Source organism: Pseudomonas sp. DY-1, assembly GCF_003626975.1.
Taxonomy (GTDB): Bacteria; Pseudomonadota; Gammaproteobacteria; order Pseudomonadales; family Pseudomonadaceae; genus Metapseudomonas.
Genome location: NZ_CP032616.1, coordinates 3339257 through 3354048, shown reverse-complemented (window position 1 = coordinate 3354048; position 14792 = coordinate 3339257). Strand labels below are relative to the sequence as shown.

The following is a 14792-nucleotide window of genomic DNA, read 5'->3' as shown; positions in this document are numbered from 1 at the left end:
AAAAGGGCCGCATCTCGTGGCCCTTTTTCATTCATGGCTCATGGGGGGAATCAGCCACTGATACCCCGGCGTCGGCACGCGGAACACCTCTGCTTCCACCTTCCAATCGGCCAGGGCCTTGCCGAGGTCGCGGGGTGGGGCGAACTGGCCTTCATCGGTCAGGTTGAAGGTGCCGAAGTGGATGGCCAGGCTGTTGCGGGATTCCAGTTGCTGGTGCGCCTGGACCGCATCGTCCGGGTTCATGTGGTTGTCGCGCATGAACCAGCGCGGTGCGTAGGCTCCGATGGGCAGCGCGGCGAAGCGCATCGGCCCGAAGCGTTCGCGAATGAGGCGGAATTCTGGCCCCAGACCGGTATCACCGGGGAACAGGAACGGACCGTCGGGCGACTCGATGACGAAGCCCATCCACAGCGTTTCGTTGGTATCGCTACGGGTCCGCGCCGACCAATGCTGGACCGGCACCGAGTGGAGCTTCAGGTCGCCGGCCAGCGGCATCTCCTGCCACCAGTCCAGTTCGACCACCTGTTTGAAGCCGGCCTCCCGGATCAGCATCCCATTGCCCAGGCCGCTGACGACGGTGGCCTGCGGAAAGCGCTCTACCAGCCCGCGCAGGCTTTCCAGGTCAAGGTGGTCGTAATGGTTGTGGCTGACCAGGATCAGGTCGATGGGCGGTAACTGGTCCAGTTGCAGGCCCGGCGGGTGATGGCGTTTGGGGCCGACGAAGCTGAACGGGCTGACCCGCTGCGACCAGACCGGGTCCGTGAGGATGTTCAGTCCGCGATGTTGCAGCAGCAGGGTGGCGTGATTGATGTAGGTGACCCGGAGTTCGTTGCCTTGCACGCGCGCGGGAACCTCGGGCGGCACGGCCGGGCCGGGCTGGTCGAGCCAGTCCGCCTGCTTCTCGCGACTGAACTGCCAGCGCAGGAAGGACCGCAGGTCCTTGTGCGGCTTGGGTTCGAGGTTGCGGAATCGACGGCCGTCAAAGTTGGTCGTCGCCGGACCGCGATAGGGCGAGCGGTGATAGCCTGCGAGGGTCATCAGGTTGATCAGCCAGGTGGGGCGCAGGGCACGCGGCATGGCGTTCTCTCTTGCGGCGGGGAGGCAGTCAACCTAGCATGCCTCTCCCATTCCCAGACCGCCAACCCGTTTCCAGGCATGTCGCGCCCAACTCGTCCCTCTCGCCCTGCTTCCCGTCGCCCTGCTGCGCCCCGTCGTGTGGCCAAGTCGCCCCCGGTGGAGCCGCGCCTGGTGCTGTTCAACAAGCCCTTCGACGTGCTGACTCAGTTCAGCGACGGCGACGGCCGCGCGACCCTCAAGGACTACATCCCGATCCCCGGCATCTACCCCGCCGGTCGCCTCGACCGCGACAGCGAAGGCCTCCTGCTGCTGACCAACGATGGCCAGCTGCAGGCGCGAATCGCCGATCCGAAGCACAAACTCGCCAAGACCTATTGGGTGCAGGTGGAGGGGGAGCCCAGTGACGAGCAACTGAAACGGCTGCGTGAAGGCGTGGAGCTGAATGACGGTCCGACCCTGCCCGCCGAGGCCCGGCAGATCGAAGAGCCTGCGCTGTGGGAGCGCAATCCGCCGGTGCGTTTTCGCAAGAGCGTACCTACCACCTGGCTGGAACTGGTGATTCGTGAAGGACGTAACCGTCAGGTGCGGCGCATGACCGCTGCAGTTGGCTTGCCTACGTTGCGGCTGGTGCGGGTACGCATTGGTCCCTGGAGCCTCGATGGGCTGGAGCCAGGAGAATACCGGGACGTGCCGGCGATGCTCTAAGTCGGCACCGCCTGGGTTTTCGGGCTGCTCAAAGACCTTCGATACTGCCGATCACCAGCGTCTTGATGACAAAGCCCAGCACGCCAAGGCCGAGGGCAAGAAACAGGATCATGGTGCCGAAGCGACCCGCCTTGGACTTCTTGGCCAGGTCCCAGACGATGAAGGCCATGAAGGCCACCAGAACGGCGATCATCGCTGTCATCATCAATTCTTCGAACTTCTCCGGACTCATCTCACACCTCTTGGGCTGAATACAGGCTGCACCCGCAGGGCCGAGGGCCGGGCGGAAAGCGGGGCGGTGCACTTGTGATTCCGTGAGCCGGAAGGCTCTTGTGAGGCGGGGCCACGCGAGGGGTGCAGCAAAGCGCGGCGATTATACGCCAAGCCGTCCGTCGCGCGAGGTCCGTTCAGCCGCGCAGATGACCCAGGGGCAGCTCGGTGCTGCTCAACACCTGATTGAGCACGAAGCTCGAACGCACGCTGGTCACGCCTTCGATCCGGGTCAACTGGCCCAGCAGGAATTGCTGGTAATGGTCCATGTCTGGTACCACCACTTTCAGCTGGTAGTCCGCCTCCATTCCGGTCACCAGGCTGCACTCCAGCACCTCGGGACACTGACGGATGACTTCCTGGAAATGCTCGAAGCGTTCCGGTGTGTGGCGATCCATGCCGATCAACACATAGGCGGTGAGGCTGAGGCCGAGCTTCTTGCGGTCAAGCAGCGCGACCTGGCGGACGATGTAGCCGTCGTCCTCCAGCTGCTTTACCCGCCGAGAGCAGGGGGAAGGTGACAGTCCGATCCGTTCGGCCAGCTCTTGATTCGAGATGCGCGCGTCGCGCTGCAATTCGGCGAGGATCTTGAGGTCGTATCGATCGAGTTTTTCCATTGCAGAGCCATCTCTTTGTTCTGATTGCTGTGAATATTGCTTCTTTGGTGATTAATTGCGCAAGCAGTACTTTTGTGAGCAATATTCGCAATCATTCGTCGCGTTCGTCGCCGTAATATTTCTCTCAGTTTCACGGCCCGGACAGCAAGTCCACCCGACCCGCCCAATCAGGTGTGTCGGCGCCGCCGACCCAACCGGATCGAGCAGGCCCCCGGGTCCGCACTGCCCAATCAGGCAGGCGATGAAAGCGGCGACAAAATCGCCAGCACAGGACGAATTTCCCGAAGGGGGCCCGCTGTACGGGGCCCCCTTTTTTATTAGCTTCCTGAGGCGTCAGATCACCCCGGCCAGCTTTAGCAGCCACCAGGCCATGATTGCCAGCTGCACGAAGAACCCGGCAAATCTCAGCCAGACGAACAGCGCGCTGGTGCTGATGAGGTGCACGAGGCTCTGGAACAAGCGGGCGCCCAGCAACAAACCGGCGAGTGGATCGGTGACGGCGGTCTGCTCGGTGGTGATGGCATAGAGCAACAGCGCGGCCTGCATCGGCAGGTTTTCCAGGGTGTTGGCATGGGCGCGCACCAGGCGCTGCCCGAAGGCGCCGGGGGTGTTGCTGCCATCAGCGGCGAAGGCGTTGACCCTCATCCGCCCGGTCAGCACCAGCAGGCCACGCTGGTTCACCATCAGGAAAACCAGCAGCAGACTCCAGGCGACCAGGCCGAGCAGGGTGGTGGCGGAAAGGGACAGGGGCATTGCGGACTCCTCGTTCTTGTTATGGAGCGAGCGAGTCTAGAAGTTTTAGAGTAATTACTCTAGTCGTGTTTCACCACTTCACTGGGGTCGGCGTGCACCAGCACTTCGGCGCGCGGGTACTGGTCGGTGATGGCCTGCGCCGCCTCCTCGCAGAGTACATGGGCGCGGGATAGCGTCAGTTCGCCCGGTAGTTCCAGGTGCAATTGCACGTACCAATGGTTGCCGGAGATTCGCGTGCGCAGGTCATGAGCGCCGAGTACACCCGGGACGGAGCAGGCAAGCCGGTGCATGTCGGCGCTGATGGCGGGCGTCAGCTCCTCGTCCATCAATACCGAGATCGATTCCCGGGCGATGCCGATCGCGCTCCAGAGGATGTATCCGGCAATACCCATGCCGAACAGCCCGTCGGCCCGCTGCCAGCCGAAGCTCGCCAGGATGAGTGCGAGGAGGATGCTGCCGTTGAGCAGCAGGTCGGAGCGATAGTGCAGCGAGTCGGCACGGATCGCAGAGGAACCGGTGGCGCGGATCACCCGGCGCTGGAGCATCAGCAAGCCGGCGGTAAGCGCCAGCGACAGGATCATCACGCCTATGCCGAGCGCCTGCGCGCCGAGCGGTTCCGGGTCGTTCAGCCGTTCATACGCCTGGGCGGCCACCAGTACGGCGCTGACGCTGATGAACAGCGCCTGGGCCAGGCCTGCCAGGGCCTCGGCCTTGCCATGCCCGTAGCGGTGATCGTCGTCTGCCGGCTTCAGTGCGTAATGCACCGCCAGCAGGTTGAGCAATGACGCTGCGCTGTCCATCAGAGAGTCGGTGAGGCCGGCCAGCAAGCTGACCGAGCCACTCATGGCCCAGGCAATGGCTTTGGCAATGACCAGGGTGATGGCGACAACGAGTGAGGCGCGAGTGGCCAGGCGCAGCAACTGCGCGTGCTGGCGGGATGAGGTCATGCCGACTCCGGCTTGAAGTAGATGAAGTCCATGGCTGGCGTCTCCAGGCCCATTGCCGAGATTGCGGCGGAGGCCTGGCCCCGGTGATGGGTGCCATGGTTGACCAGGTGGGTGACGATATCGCTCAGCGAACGCTGCTGTGGATCGCCGCGCATGTTGCGGTAATCCAGCGGGCGCAACAGGGTCGCGTCATCCAGGCCGACCAGTTGTGCCTGCCAGGCCTGGACGCCTGCCGCCAGGCAGGTGGCGAGTTCGTCACGGCCGCTGGCCACTTCCACATCCAGTCGATCATAGGGCTGGGGTTCCTGGCGAACCCTTGCCAGCCAGATGCGGTCCACTGCAGCCAGATGATTCAGGGTGCCGTGCAGGCTGCCAAAGAACAGCCCGCACGGGGCGCGGTACGCCGCGTCATCCACTTGCCGCAGGCTATCCAGCAGACGTTGGTACGCCCAGGCGTGGTAAGCCAGCAGATGTTGGAAATGCCGCGCCAGCTCGCCCATTTCAGGCCGCCGGGTGCAGACCGTATGCAGCCAACTGCTGCAGGTTGCCGCTGCGCTGCAGCAGTTGCGGGTTGTCCAGCGGCAGGTCATGGCCGGTTTCACGGGCGATGATCGACTTCAGGCGCACCGGGTCGACCTTGCCATCGGCGCCGATGGCCTCGCGCAGGGTTTCAGGGGCGACTTGTGCGGTCTGGCCATCGGGCAGGTAGATCGCGCCGGTGGCGAAATCGACGGCGAAGGCGATCAGGCCGGGGATCACATAGAAAAGAATGCCGATAGCATCCAGCGCGGCGACCACGGGGTCGATCTTGCCTTCGATCTGGCCACGACGATCCGGATAGAAGAGCGTGCCGCAGGCGGTGAGCTGGGTGAACAGAGCAGCGGCGACGGCGCCGCCGATCCAACGGGAAGCAATGCGCATATGCATCTCCTGGTCGAAAGATCGCAACTATACCAAGGCGTTCGTTTCAAAACCGCCTGGTTCATCTAAGACCCCGGCAACGAACTGGCAGTTCGCCGGTATACTTTGCGCCTGCCTGGAGTACCCATGAATCCCCTACCCATCGATGCCGTCCTGCCCGACCTGCGGGCCGCCCTGCAATCTCGCCACGAAGCTGTGCTGGAGGCGCCGCCCGGCGCTGGCAAGACCACCCGCGTGCCGTTGGCGCTGCTGGACGAACCGTGGCTCGCCGGACAGAGCATCCTGATGCTGGAACCGCGTCGCCTGGCCGCCCGGGCGGCCGCCGAGCGCCTGGCCAGCGAACTGGGGGAGTCGGTAGGGGAAACCGTTGGCTACCGCATCCGCCTGGAATCGAAGGTCGGCCCGCGCACACGCATCGAAGTGGTGACCGAGGGCATCCTGGCTCGCCGCCTCCAGGAAGACCCGGCGCTCGAGGGCGTTGGGCTGGTGATTTTCGACGAGTTCCACGAGCGAAGCCTCGATGCCGATCTGGCTCTGGCCCTCTGCCTGAACGGCCGCGCCTTGCTGCGCGACGAGCCGGCGCTGAAGGTGCTGCTGATGTCCGCCACGCTGGAAGGCGAGCGTTTGTCGCGTCTGCTCGACGAGGCGCCGGTGGTGCGCAGCGAAGGTCGCATGTTCCCGGTGGAGCAGCGCTGGGGGCGCGCCAGTCAACCGGGCGATGCGCTTGAACCCAAGGTGGTGCAGGCCGTGCTCCAGGCACTTGCCGACGAACCCGGCAGCCTGTTGGTGTTCCTCCCCGGCCAGGCGGAGATACGTCGTGTTGCAGAGCAGTTGGGAGAGCGCCTCGACGGCCGCCCCGACATCCTGCTCTGTCCGCTACATGGCGATTTGGATCTGGCCGCCCAGCGTGCGGCCATCGAGCCGGCTCCGGCTGGCAAGCGCAAGATAGTGCTGGCCACCAACATCGCCGAAACCAGCCTGACCATCGACGGCGTACGCGTCGTAGTGGACGCCGGGTTGGAGCGGGTGCCGCGCTTCGACCCCGCCAGCGGCATGACCCGGCTGGATACCCAGCGCATCTCTCGGGCCTCGGCAACCCAGCGCGCCGGCCGGGCGGGCCGTTTGCAAGCGGGTGCCTGTTACAGGCTCTGGTCCGAGGCTCAGCATGAACAGCTGGCTGCCCACGGCAGTGCGGAAATCCTCCAGGCCGACCTCGCGGGTCTGGCTCTGCAATTGGCGCGCTGGGGCATTGCCGATCCCAACGAATTGGCCTGGCTCGATCCACCTCCCGCTGCCGCTTACGCCCAAGGTCGCGACCTGCTGCAACGCCTGGGCGCCCTGGACGAAGGCGGTGGCCTGACCCGGCACGGCCAGGCCATGGCCGAGCTGCCGGCCCATCCGCGCATTGCCCACTTGCTGTTGCGTGGACAGGCGCTGGGGCTTGGTGCTTTGGCCTGCGACCTCGCCGCGCTACTAGGGGAGCGCGACATCCTGCGCGGCGGCGGTGCCGACCTGCATAGCCGCCTCGCGCTGCTGGCAGGCGAAGAGCGCACGGCTCGCGGCTCTCGCGGCGGCGTCCAGCGCGCCCGTCAGCTGGCGCGGCAATTCCGCTCCTACCTGCGTGGCCCGGCCAGCGAGCCGGTGAACGACCCGGAGCATTCGCGTTGGCTCGGCTGCCTGCTGGCATTCGCCTATCCGGACCGGATCGCCCAGCAACGCCGTTCCGGGGGCGCTGATTACCGTCTCGCCAATGGGCGTGCTGCCACCTTCGGCGAGCCGGACGCCTTGATGAAGGAGCCGTGGTTGGTGATTGCCGACCTAGGCAGTCGCCAGGGGCAGCGCGAAGAACGCATTTACCTGGCGGCCGACCTCGACCCGGCACTGTTTGACGGAGCCCTGAGCGAACAAGTGAGCCGCCAGGACCTGCTGGACTGGGACGAGCGCGAAGGTGTGTTGCGTGCCGAACGGCAGGTCCGGGTCGGCGAGCTGGTGCTGGCCCGTGAAGCACTGACCGAACTTGACGGCGAGGCGCGTTCGCGCGCCCTGCTCGGGCTGGTGCGTCGCAAGGGTCTGGAGCTCCTGCCGTGGACGCCTGAGCTCCGCCAATGGCAGGCGCGGGTGAACCTGCTGCGTCGGCTTGACCTGGAAGACAAGGGTAAGAGCGAGTGGCCGGATGTCAGTGACGCGGCGCTACTGGCGACACTGGAAAACTGGCTGCTGCCCTATTTGGGCAAGGTCTCGCGGCTATCGCATTTCGCCAACCTGGAACTGTCCGGCATCCTCCAGGGGCTGTTGCCCTGGCCGCTGCCGCAGCGCCTGGATGAGCTGGCGCCGCGCACCCTGCAAGTGCCCTCGCAGTCGAGCATTCGCCTGGACTATCACGAGTTCCCGCCCGTGTTGGCGGTGCGCCTGCAGGAACTGTTCGGGCTGGCTGACACCCCTCGAATCGCCGGGGGGCGTCTGGCGGTGAAGCTGCACCTGCTCTCACCGGCCCAGCGGCCGGTACAGGTCACCCAGGACCTGGGCAGCTTCTGGCGCAATACCTATGCGGATGTGAAAAAAGACCTGAAAGGGCGGTACCCGAAACACTACTGGCCGGATGACCCCCTTGTGGCAGAGCCAACCGCTCGGGCCAAGCCGCGCAAGTCGTAGCGCTACGACCTGTCCTTATCCGAGGCAGAGGAGAAGGGCGGCAGGGTGCCGCCCTATAGGATCTCGACCTGAGCTCAAATGAGTGGAAGGTTCTTGGTCACGCAATGAATGCCGCCACCGCCGGCGGCGATCGGGTCGATGTTGATCTGCTCCACGACGCGGCCCGGATAGAGCTTGGTTAGCAGGTCCTTGCAGTACTTGTCCGCCGCCGCGTCACCGAACTGCGGGGCGATTACTGCGCCGTTGACGGGCAGGAAGTTGATGTAGCCCGGCGCGAAATCCGGGTTGTTGCTGGTGTACTGGTTGCTGCGCACCTTCAGGGGCGGCGGCAGGGTATGGATCACCAGCTTGCGGCCATCGGCATCCGTGGCAGCGTTGAGGATTTCCAGGTGCTTGCGGGTCACCGCGTAGTCGTAGGACTTGGGGTCGTTGTCCAGGTTGGCAATCACCACGCCGGGTTTGACGAAGCGCGCATAGAAGTCGACGTGGGCGTCGGTGATGTCCTTGTCCTTGATGCCTGGCAGCCAGATGATCTTGCGCAGGCCGAGGTTGGCCTTCAGCTCGGCTTCGATCTGCCCCCGGCTCATCCCCGGGTTGCGGTTGCTGTTGACCCAGCAGCTTTCGGTCATGATTGCGGTGCCATGGCCGTCCACCTCGATGCCGCCGCCTTCGCCGACCAGTGCGCTGCGGATGTAGCTGGCTTCCATCTCATAGCTGAGGGTGTCGGCCACGCGGGTGTCGTTGGCCGCAGTCTGCTTGGCGCCCCAGCCGTTGAAGTTGAAGTCCACCAGGCCCAGGCCGCCGGCTCCATCGACCACGAAGCAGCCGCCGTAATCGCGCACCCAGACATCATCCAGCGGCATGGTCAGGAATTCGATGTTGGTGGTGCCGCATTTGCTCTTGGCCTGCGACAGCTGATTGGCGCGGCACAGCACTGTCACCGGCTGGTACCTGGCGATGGTCTTGGCCAACAGGGCGATGGTGTTGTTGACTGCGGTCTCCCAGCCCTCCCAGACGCGGGAAGAAGCGGCGAACGCCACGATCACCCGCTCCTGCGGGCCTTGTTCGTCGGGCATGTACCAGCTGCCGGCCAGTGCCGCGGGCACACGGGCCGCGCCGAATCCTAGGCCTAGGGAAGCAACTGCGCCGATTCCGCTGGCAGTCATCAGCTGCTTGATGAAGTCACGACGTGTAGACATGGATTTTCCTCTGTTGGATGGGGTGGGCCCGTTGTCGCCGCGGTGCGTGTTGGATCAGTCGTGAATGGCGGTCTTGAACGTGGTCCAGGCGCGCATTCGTGCCCGCATGTCGCGCTGCGGGATGTCCTTGCCGGGGATCAGTCGGGCGTAGGTGGCTTCATCGACATAAATGTCCGGGTTGTTGCGCATGTCGGCAGCCACCATCGGCCTGGCCTTGGCACTGGAGGTCGGGTACCCGGTGGCATTGCTGATCGCTGCCATGTTCTCGGGACGCATGATGAAGTTGATCAGCGCATAGGCGTATTCCGGGTGGCGGGCGTCGGCGGGGATAGCCATGGTGTCCATCCAGACCGTGGTGCCTTCCTGCGGGATGCGGTACTGGAAGTGGGTCGGCTTGCGGGCTTCGTCCGCCGTGCGCTGGGCTTGGGTCATGTCGCCGCTGTAGCCGAGCGACAGGCAGATATCGCCGTTGACCAGCTGGGTGACCGGCTGCGACTGGAACTTGCGGATGTAGGGTTTGATGCCCTTGAGCAGCGCGACCGCGTCGGCCAGTTCGTTCGGTCTTGCGCTGCGGGGGTCGTGGCCGAGGTAGTTGAGCACCACGGCCAGCACCTCGTCGGGCGAGTCGATCATCGAAATGCCGCAGTCTGCGAACTTCGCTGCAAGCTCGGGCTTGAAGATCAGGTCCAGGCTGTTGACCGGTGCACCGGCCAGGCGCTTGTCGATCATCTCCTGGTTGTAGGTAATGCCGATGGTGCCCCAGGTGTAGGGAACCGTCGCGTGGCGCGAGTACGGGTAGCGGGTCTGCAGCGTGCGCAGGCCGGGCTCGACGTCATCCAGGTGCTCGAGCTTGCTCTTGTCCAGCTTCTGCAGGGCTCCGGCGCGCATCAGGCGCTCGGCCACGGTGTCACCGGGGAAGATCAGGTCGTAGCCGCTGTTGCCGGACATCATCTTGGCTTCCAGCGTTTCGCTGCTGTCCATCACGTCGTAGATGACCTGGATACCAGTCTCCCGTGTGAAGTCGCTGATGGTGTCCGGGGCGAAATAGTCCGCCCAGTTGTACAGACGCAAGACCTTCTCCTCCGCTTGGGCGGAAAGTTGCGCGCAGCCCAGGCCAAGGCCCAGCGAGACGATCAACAGCTTCTTGATGACGTTCATCTTCAGGCTCCCTGGCGCTGCCAGCGTTCGTGGGTTTGACGACCGTCCAGCCCCAGCAGCGGGCCGTACATTTCCGGGCGGCGATCCCGGTAGATGCCCCAGTTCAGGCGCTCCTCGCGCATGGCGGCGAGGTCCAGCCGCTGCACCAGCACACCACTGCTGTCGCGGTCGGCCTCTGCCAGCAGCTTGCCCTTGTGATCGGTAATGAAGGACGAACCATAGAAACGCATCCGCAGTTCCGGATCAGTCGTCGCCACTTCTTCGCCAACGCGGTTGGCGGCGATCACCGGGAGGATGTTGGCAGCGGCATGACCGCGCTGGGCCAGTTGCCAGTGGTCGCGGGAGTCCAGTCCGGCAGCTCCCGGCTCCGAGCCGATGGCAGTGGGATAGAGCAGCACTTCGGCACCCATCAGCGCCAGGCAGCGCGCGGTCTCGGGGAACCACTGGTCCCAGCAGATGCCGACGCCGATGCGGCCGAACGCGGTATCCCAGACGCGGAAGCCGGTATCGCCGGGGCTGAAGTACTCCTTCTCCTGGTAGCCGATGGCGTTGGGGATGTGGGTCTTGCGGTACACGCCGAGCAGTTGGCCGTCGGCATCGGCCACCGCCAGGGAATTGAAACAGGCGTTGCCGGCGCGCTCGAACCAGCTCAGCGGCAGCACCACTCCCAGTTCGCGAGCGAGGTCGGCGAAGCGCTCGAGCACGGGGCTGTGGCCATATTCCTGTGCCAGGGCGAGGTGCTTGTGGTCCTGCTCGATGCAGAAGTACGGAGTGGCGAACAGCTCCTGCAGGAGGATCAGCTGCGCCCCCTTGGCAGCAGCTTCCCGCACGAGTTTCTCGGCCTGGTCGAGATTGCTTTCCAGGTCCCAGCTACAGGCGAACTGGGTGGTGGCGACGGTGAGCATGGTCATCGCATTACCCCTTCAGCGGCCAGGCCGGCTGTTGTTGGGTGATGCAGTGCACGCCGCCACCGCCATGGGCCAGTTGGTTGATCTGCACCGGAACCACTTCGTGTCCCGGGAAGGCCAGGCGCAGGGTCGCGGCTGCTTCGTCGTCGGCGGCAATGCCATAGGCGGGCATGATGATCGCGCCATTGGCGATGTAGAAATTGGTGTAGGAGGCGCAGAACACCTCGGCGTCCTGGTCCACCGCATCGCTGGCTTCAAAGAGTTCGAGCATTTCGAAGCGACGCCCCTGAGCGTCAGTGGAAAGCTCCAGGGCACGGCGGTTTTCGCGTGCCACCCGGGCGTAGTCCGAGGACTGATCGCGGGTGGCATCTACCAGTAGCGCACCCGGACGAGCGAAGGCGCACACACCATCGACATGGCCATCGGTCATGTCACCAGTGATGTACTCGGGGTCGCCCGGCAGCCAGATGGTTTTCTTCACGCCCAGCAGGCGAGCGAAGATTTCTTCCATCTCCACCTTGCTCATGCCTGGGTTGCGGTTGCCATTGAGCAGCACGGATTCGGTGGTGATCAGCGTGCCCTGGCCGTCGACGTGGATGGCACCGCCTTCGTTGGTCAGAACGGTATCGAAGCATTCCAGGCCCAGGTGGCCGAGGATGCGTCGGGCGAGGCTTTCGTCCAGATCGAAGGCGGACTTGCCGCCCCAGGCGTTGAAGCGCCAGTTGACGCCGGACGTGCCCAGTCGCGGATGGCAGACGAAGCTGGGGCCGGAATCACGGCACCAGCTGTCGTTGATCGCCAGCTCGATCAGTTCGACGTTCGGCCCGCAGAGCTCCTTCGCCCGCGCCACGGCGGAAGGGTCCACCACCATCCTCACAGGTTCGAAGCGGGCAATTGCGTTAGCCACACGGGCGAAGTCGACCTGGACTTCTGCGAGGGTTACGCCCCAGCCGTTCTCCCACAGTGCCTGGTTATGGGGAAAGGCCATCCAGGTGGCGGCGTGCGGTACCCATTCGGCGGGCATGACCCAGCCGTTCTGCAAATCGGTGAATTGCATACAAGAGCCTTCAGTTAAGATTTTGTTATCACTGATGAACCGCGAATGCGGTGATGGCTTGCATGCTAGGCCTGTAAAAACGCGCGAACAAACGATAGATTTTGCTGATTACTGATTAGCAAGGCTTATTGATGATGCTCAAACACTGGCCCCCCCTGAATGCCCTGCGTGGCTTTGAGGCGGCCGCGCGCCTGGGCAGCTTCCATAAGGCAGCCGAAGAACTGCACCTCACCCAGTCCGCCATCAGCCAACAGATTCGCAGCCTGGAAAGTTTTCTCGAACAGCCGCTGTTCTTCCGCAGCGGCCGCAGCGTCGCACTGACCGACGCCGGCTTCGACCTGCTGAGCACTACCCAGTCACTGTTGCAGCAGTTGGCCGTGGGTATTCGCCGCCTGGACCAGTACCGCAAGCCCAATCAACTGGTGGTCAACACCACACCGGCGTTCGCCCGCCACTGGCTGGTACCGAGGCTGGCGGACTTCCACCAGCGCCATCCGCAAGTCGACCTCTGGCTGCTGACCACCGATGAAACACCGGACATGGCGACCCAGACCATCGACATTGCCGTACGTGACGACCTGAGCGCACAGGCCGAGTGCAGTTTTCGCGTGCTGCTGGAGGATCGCCTGTATCCCGCCTGCCACCCTGGACTTCTGGATCTGGCAGTGGCTGAACGCACCACCCTGCACGGCGAGCGCGAGATGGACTGGAGCCACTGGGAAGTGCAGGGCGGCGCTGAAGTCGGCCAGCAAAGCCAGGGACTTAACTTCTCCGATCCCGGCCTGCTTCTGGACGCAGCCAGCCAAGGATTGGGAATTGCTCTGGTCAGCCAGCTGCTGGCCGGACGCGCGCGAGATCAGGACCTGCTGGTGCCGTTGGTGGAGCAGACGGTACGTGGACCGAACTGGAGCTGGCTGGTGCATCGCGATAGCGAAGGCGACCCGCTCACCCGCAGTTTCTGCGATTGGCTGGTTGGGGCACTCGAAACGGATACGAATCGAGGCTTTGAGTAGGAGCGAGCTTGCTCGTGAAGATTTGCACAGGAGGTTCGCGAGCAAGCGCGCTCCAACGCGTGCAGCGTCATGCCGAGTCGATCCTCAATGCCCCGATGGCAGGAAGAACCTTGCCGTCAGCGGCAGGTGATCGGAGATGCGCAGGGTGTCTTGCTGGCGCACCCGCGCTTCGATGCGGGTCAGGTTGGCACTGTGGAACACGTAATCCAGCGTGCGGTCCGGTCCTTTCACCCGTGGATCGTTGGGGTAGTGCGTGAACCACTGGGCCTGCTGCGCGCTGCTGGTTTCTTCGATGCTGGGGATCATCGGGTAGCGGCTCCACAGCGCTTTCAGCTCGCTGTCGTGGGCGTAACGGCTACGTTGGGCTGCGGACAGCTGCTCGTACTGCCCGGGTGGTAGCTGGTTGAAGTCGCCCGCCAATACCCAGGGCATTCCTTCGCTCTGCAGTTGATCGAGCAGACCGCGGGTCATGGCTACCTGGCGCTTGAGGGTTTCCTGGTCCGCGGCCAATGCATCCAGGTGGGTGTTGATCGCGGCCAGGCGTCCACCACCACGAATCGGTAGATAGCTCACCAGCAGCGCTCGTTTCTTGTCGAACTGGCGACTGACCGGGTCGTTTTCTTCCAGCGGCAGTTGCAGGCGTTCGGCGCTCTCGATGCGGAAACGGCTGAGGGTGGCCAGCTTCATGCCGACGCTGCCGAGGATATGCGGGTGAGGCACGAATGCCGCTTTCCAGTAGAAGGCCTGGCTGGCACACGGGTAGAGGTCGGTCAGGCGCTCCTGGAGCAGGGTCAGTTGGTCCTGGTAGTCGGTGGCGCGAGCGCCTTCGTGCAGCTCCTGGAGATTGACGATATCCGGCTGCTCTTCGCGTATCACCCGGACGACCTCGTCAAGGCTGTATGCGAGGTCTTCCGGAGTGGGGCGCTCGTCCGGGCCATTGCCATCGGGCAGGTCGTAGTAGAAGACATAGCGCTTGCCGGCCAGGTACTGCAGGTTCCAGGTCATCACCTTGAGCGCCTGCCCGGGTTGCAGTTGTGGTGCTTCGGCCTGGCAGGCCAGGATGGCCGGTTCGCGGGCTGCGGGATGCCAGGTCAGCGCATAGATCAGGGCGACCAAGCCGATGGCGAAGATCGACAGGCTGAGCAGGGCGAAACGCAGGACTCGGGGCATCGTCGGGGGCTGGCATCTATGCTGGAAGAGGGCGAGCATAACCGAGCCGCCGCTGCGGCCCAAGCCGAGGCGCGCCCCGGAGAAATGCCATGAGCAGCGAAGTGAGGATCGCCCAGAAGGGCCCCTATGAGGTCGAGGTGGTGGCAGGCAAGGACTACTTCTGGTGTCGCTGCGGCCGCAGCCAGCAACAGCCATTCTGTGACGGGTCTCACAAAGGCACAGGCCTGGCGCCACTCAAATTCCATGCAGATGTCAGCGAAACCCTGTATTTCTGTGGCTGCAAACATAGCCAATCGCCACCTTGCTGTGATGGCACCCATAACGAACTTCAAGACTGATCCGGGA

Annotated in this window: 16 protein-coding genes; 4 read left to right on the top strand and 12 right to left on the bottom strand. The window is 64.1% G+C overall.

Translation table 11 applies throughout. The features are described 5' to 3' along the window. Positions 1-27: 27 nt before the first annotated feature. Positions 28-1077 carry an MBL fold metallo-hydrolase gene (locus D6Z43_RS15810; RefSeq protein ID WP_120653097.1) on the bottom strand — a complete coding sequence of 350 codons (1050 nt, stop codon included), beginning with the start codon at positions 1075-1077 and terminating at the stop codon, positions 28-30. A 138-nt stretch (positions 1078-1215) separates the two neighbouring features. Between D6Z43_RS15810 and D6Z43_RS15805 the strand changes: the two genes are divergently transcribed. After that, complete coding sequence (locus D6Z43_RS15805) at positions 1216-1782, top strand: pseudouridine synthase (protein ID WP_162945841.1); 567 nt, start codon at positions 1216-1218, stop codon at positions 1780-1782. A gap of 28 nt (positions 1783-1810) precedes the next feature. Here D6Z43_RS15805 and D6Z43_RS15800 read toward each other — a convergent pair whose 3' ends face one another. The 6 genes from D6Z43_RS15800 to D6Z43_RS15775 form a co-directional block, all read right to left on the bottom strand. Next, the gene (locus tag D6Z43_RS15800; protein WP_077525185.1) at positions 1811-2014 is read right to left on the bottom strand and encodes a DUF2788 domain-containing protein; all 204 of its coding nucleotides are present in this window, start codon (positions 2012-2014) and stop codon (positions 1811-1813) included. Positions 2015-2189: 175 nt separating this feature from the next. Continuing rightward, a complete protein-coding gene (locus tag D6Z43_RS15795; RefSeq protein ID WP_016490763.1) occupies positions 2190-2669 on the bottom strand; it encodes an Lrp/AsnC family transcriptional regulator in 480 nt (159 codons plus the stop codon). A gap of 333 nt (positions 2670-3002) precedes the next feature. After that, positions 3003-3422: an MAPEG family protein gene (locus tag D6Z43_RS15790; protein WP_120653095.1), complete on the bottom strand. Its 420-nt coding sequence runs from the start codon at positions 3420-3422 to the stop codon at positions 3003-3005. Between the two features lie 59 nt (positions 3423-3481). Beyond that, the gene (locus tag D6Z43_RS15785; RefSeq protein WP_120653094.1) at positions 3482-4369 is read right to left on the bottom strand and encodes a cation diffusion facilitator family transporter; all 888 of its coding nucleotides are present in this window, start codon (positions 4367-4369) and stop codon (positions 3482-3484) included. Then, a complete protein-coding gene (locus D6Z43_RS15780) occupies positions 4366-4869 on the bottom strand; it encodes a DinB family protein (protein WP_120653093.1) in 504 nt (167 codons plus the stop codon). Before D6Z43_RS15780 ends, D6Z43_RS15785 begins: the two co-directional genes overlap by 4 nt. 1 nt (position 4870) lies before the next feature. Further along, the gene (locus D6Z43_RS15775; RefSeq protein WP_120653092.1) at positions 4871-5290 is read right to left on the bottom strand and encodes a polyribonucleotide nucleotidyltransferase; all 420 of its coding nucleotides are present in this window, start codon (positions 5288-5290) and stop codon (positions 4871-4873) included. A gap of 126 nt (positions 5291-5416) precedes the next feature. Here D6Z43_RS15775 and hrpB point away from each other — a divergent pair, with 126 nt between their 5' ends. Next, the gene (hrpB, locus tag D6Z43_RS15770; RefSeq protein WP_120653091.1) at positions 5417-7942 is read left to right on the top strand and encodes an ATP-dependent helicase HrpB; all 2526 of its coding nucleotides are present in this window, start codon (positions 5417-5419) and stop codon (positions 7940-7942) included. Between the two features lie 74 nt (positions 7943-8016). On the opposite strand, the gene D6Z43_RS15765 is transcribed toward hrpB, so the two are convergent. The 4 genes from D6Z43_RS15765 to D6Z43_RS15750 are packed head-to-tail and all read right to left on the bottom strand — an operon-like array spanning position 8017 to position 12264. Beyond that, the gene (locus D6Z43_RS15765; RefSeq protein WP_120653090.1) at positions 8017-9141 is read right to left on the bottom strand and encodes an agmatine/peptidylarginine deiminase; all 1125 of its coding nucleotides are present in this window, start codon (positions 9139-9141) and stop codon (positions 8017-8019) included. A 54-nt stretch (positions 9142-9195) separates the two neighbouring features. Further along, positions 9196-10299, bottom strand: coding sequence for an extracellular solute-binding protein (locus tag D6Z43_RS15760; protein WP_120653089.1), 1104 nt, complete (start codon positions 10297-10299; stop codon positions 9196-9198). A gap of 2 nt (positions 10300-10301) precedes the next feature. Next, a complete protein-coding gene (gene aguB / locus D6Z43_RS15755) occupies positions 10302-11210 on the bottom strand; it encodes an N-carbamoylputrescine amidase (RefSeq protein WP_120653088.1) in 909 nt (302 codons plus the stop codon). A gap of 4 nt (positions 11211-11214) precedes the next feature. Continuing rightward, positions 11215-12264, bottom strand: a complete 1050-nt coding sequence (locus D6Z43_RS15750; RefSeq protein WP_120653087.1) for an agmatine/peptidylarginine deiminase — start codon at positions 12262-12264, stop codon at positions 11215-11217. A gap of 134 nt (positions 12265-12398) precedes the next feature. On the opposite strand from D6Z43_RS15750, the gene D6Z43_RS15745 reads away from it, so the two are divergent. Further along, on the top strand, positions 12399-13277 hold the full coding sequence (locus D6Z43_RS15745; RefSeq protein ID WP_120655282.1) for a LysR substrate-binding domain-containing protein: 879 nt from the start codon (positions 12399-12401) through the stop codon (positions 13275-13277). A gap of 84 nt (positions 13278-13361) precedes the next feature. On the opposite strand, the gene D6Z43_RS15740 is transcribed toward D6Z43_RS15745, so the two are convergent. After that, positions 13362-14447: an endonuclease/exonuclease/phosphatase family protein gene (locus D6Z43_RS15740; RefSeq protein WP_120653086.1), complete on the bottom strand. Its 1086-nt coding sequence runs from the start codon at positions 14445-14447 to the stop codon at positions 13362-13364. Between the two features lie 89 nt (positions 14448-14536). Between D6Z43_RS15740 and D6Z43_RS15735 the strand changes: the two genes are divergently transcribed. Further along, entirely contained in the window at positions 14537-14785 is a 249-nt protein-coding gene (locus D6Z43_RS15735; protein WP_120653085.1) for a CDGSH iron-sulfur domain-containing protein, read from the top strand. The last annotated feature ends 7 nt before the right edge of the window (positions 14786-14792 follow it).